At 70.3% G+C, this 2,255-nt stretch carries 3 protein-coding genes; 2 read left to right on the top strand and 1 reads right to left on the bottom strand.

Annotation, left to right across the window (positions count from 1 at the left end):
• Positions 1 to 702 (top strand): tryptophan 7-halogenase (locus AC1DYX_RS30495; RefSeq protein WP_477265867.1); only part of this gene is annotated, 702 nt, incomplete at its 5' end.
• Positions 703 to 887: 185 nt separating this feature from the next.
• Here AC1DYX_RS30495 and AC1DYX_RS30490 read toward each other — a convergent pair.
• Positions 888 to 1,433: a hypothetical protein gene (locus AC1DYX_RS30490; RefSeq protein ID WP_477265865.1), complete on the bottom strand. Its 546-nt coding sequence runs from the start codon at positions 1,431 to 1,433 to the stop codon at positions 888 to 890.
• Between AC1DYX_RS30490 and AC1DYX_RS30485 the strand changes: the two genes are divergently transcribed.
• A partial coding sequence (locus AC1DYX_RS30485; protein WP_477265863.1) for a hypothetical protein occupies positions 1,425 to 2,255 on the top strand: 831 nt, incomplete at its 3' end. The genes AC1DYX_RS30490 and AC1DYX_RS30485 overlap by 9 nt on opposite strands.

The following is a 2,255-nucleotide window of genomic DNA, read 5'->3' as shown; positions in this document are numbered from 1 at the left end:
TGGCGCATCCCGCTGCAGCACCGCACGGGCAACGGCCACGTGTACAGCAATGCGTTCACGACGGACGAACAGGCGCGCCAGGACCTGCTGGATGGCCTCGACGGCAAGGCGCTGGACGAGCCTCGTCAGCTGCGCTTCGTCACGGGCCGGCGCAAGAAATCGTGGGTGAAGAACGTCGTGGCCGTGGGCCTGTCGGCCGGCTTCGTCGAACCGCTGGAGTCGACGAGCATCCACCTGATCGAAACGGCGGTCGGCAAGCTGATCGAACTGTGGCCGGACCGCGATTTCCGCCCCGAGCTGGCGGCCGAATTCAACCGCGTGATGGGCAGCCGCTATGAATCGATCCGCGACTTCATCATCCTGCACTACAAGCTGACGAAGCGCGACGACACCGAATTCTGGCGCTATTGCGCGAACATGACCATCCCCGATGCGCTCGCGCACCAGATCGAGCTGTTCCGCGCGACGGGCCGCATCACGATCCTCGACCGCGACGGGTTCGCGGAGCCGTCGTTCATCGCGATGCTGGTCGGGCTGGGCGTCGTGCCGGAGCGTTACGATCCGTTCGCGGACGACGTCGACCTGCGCCAGCTGCACGGCCACTTCGCCGGCTTGCGCGACCTGATCGCGAAGACGGTCGCGCAGATGCCGGGCCACGCCGCCTACCTCGACCGCAACGCCAAGGCACCAAAGCCGGCATAAAATCGAATTTTTGTGGTGACCCGCTAACGTATCAGGGCCTCACAGAACCGTAGCGAGCGGCGGCAATTTGGGGGCAGACGCCGAGTCCGAGAAGCGCAGCCGTACATACGGTACGGCCGGTCCGCCGTAGCGGAGCATCGCAGACCCAAAATGCAACGCGCAGTAGGTTCTGTGAGGCCCCACCACTACTCGCGGTCAGCCCGTTGCTTGGCGACGGCGTCCGCGAGACGCATCGCCGCCTGCACCTTGGACGGCTGCTGCGAGAACCGGCCCAGYACCTCGCGCGCGAGGTCTTCCGACTCGGCGCGCTGCTTGGCCTCGGCCTGGCGCGCCTCGATCTGTTCGCGCAGTGCGGCCAGTTCCGCCACCTGCTCCTCCTGGCGTGCGGATTCCAGTTCCACCAGACGCTTCTTCGCATCCGCCATTTCCTGCGTGGCGAGCGCGGTCTTGCGCTGCATCTCGGCCGCCAGCTGGGCGTTGGCCAGCAGCGCGCGCTGGGCGTCGCGCTTGTCGATCGCAGCCTGGGTCGCAGCCTGCTCGGCCGCCTCGCGCATCTTCGCCAGTTGCGCGCGCTCCGCTTCGGCGGCGGCGCGGGCCTCGGCCGCCGCCACGGCCGCACGCTCGGACGCCATGCGCGCCGCCGCAGCCTCGTTGGCGCGCACGTCGGCGGCCGTCTGCTGCTGTTGCGACGTGAGCTTTTGTTCCAGCAGCAGCAAAGCGTCGTGGGCCACGTCCGCCGCTGCCCGTTCGGCCGCCAGCAATTCCTCCGTCAGCTGCTGCTGGCGCCGCTCGTGGACAGCGCGATCGGCCTGCGCCTGCGCCAGTTCCGCCGCGCGCGCGGCCTGGGCGCGCTGGGCGTCGGCAATCGCCTGTTCGTGGTCGGCCTGCCGCGCCGCGTGTTCCGTGACCGCGCGCTGGGCATCGATGGCGGCCTGGCGCTCGGCGATCGCGCGTTGCTCGTGCTCCGCCTGCGCGGCCAGCAGGGCCGCGTGTTCCTGTTCGTCCACTGCCCGGCGCGCATCGAATTCGGCCTGCTGGCGTGCGATTGCGTCCTGATGGGCCTGGACCTGCGCGGCGTGTTCCTGTTCGAGGGCAGCCCGGCGTGCATCGAATTTGGTCTGTTGGCGCGCGATCGCGTCCTGATGAGCCTGGACCTGCGCGGCGTGTGCCCCTTCGAGGGAAGCGCGGCGCGCCTCGATGTCGGCCTGCTGGCCGGCCAGCGCGTCACGCTGGGCCTGCAGCCGGGCGGCATGTTCCTGCTCCGCGGCCGCCAGGTGCGCCTGCGTTTCCGCCTGCAGCGCCGCGATCTCGCGCTGCAGGGCCTCGATCCGTTCGGCCACGCGCGCCGCCTGTTCCTGCTCGGCCACCGCGCGGGCCTCGGCGGCCGTAGCCAGCGTCCGCTCGGCCTCGATGCGGGCCTGCTCGCGCGCCAGCGCCTCCTGCTCGGCCTGCGCGCGCGTTCGTTCGGCATCCGCCAGTTCCTGCGCATGCGCCGCCTGCTCCTGCGCCAGGCGTGCCGCCTCGCGCTGCGCCTCGACCTGGCCGGCCTGCGC

The organism is Massilia sp. P2_C2, assembly GCF_056404615.1.
This window is presented reverse-complemented; position numbering and strand designations above follow the sequence as displayed.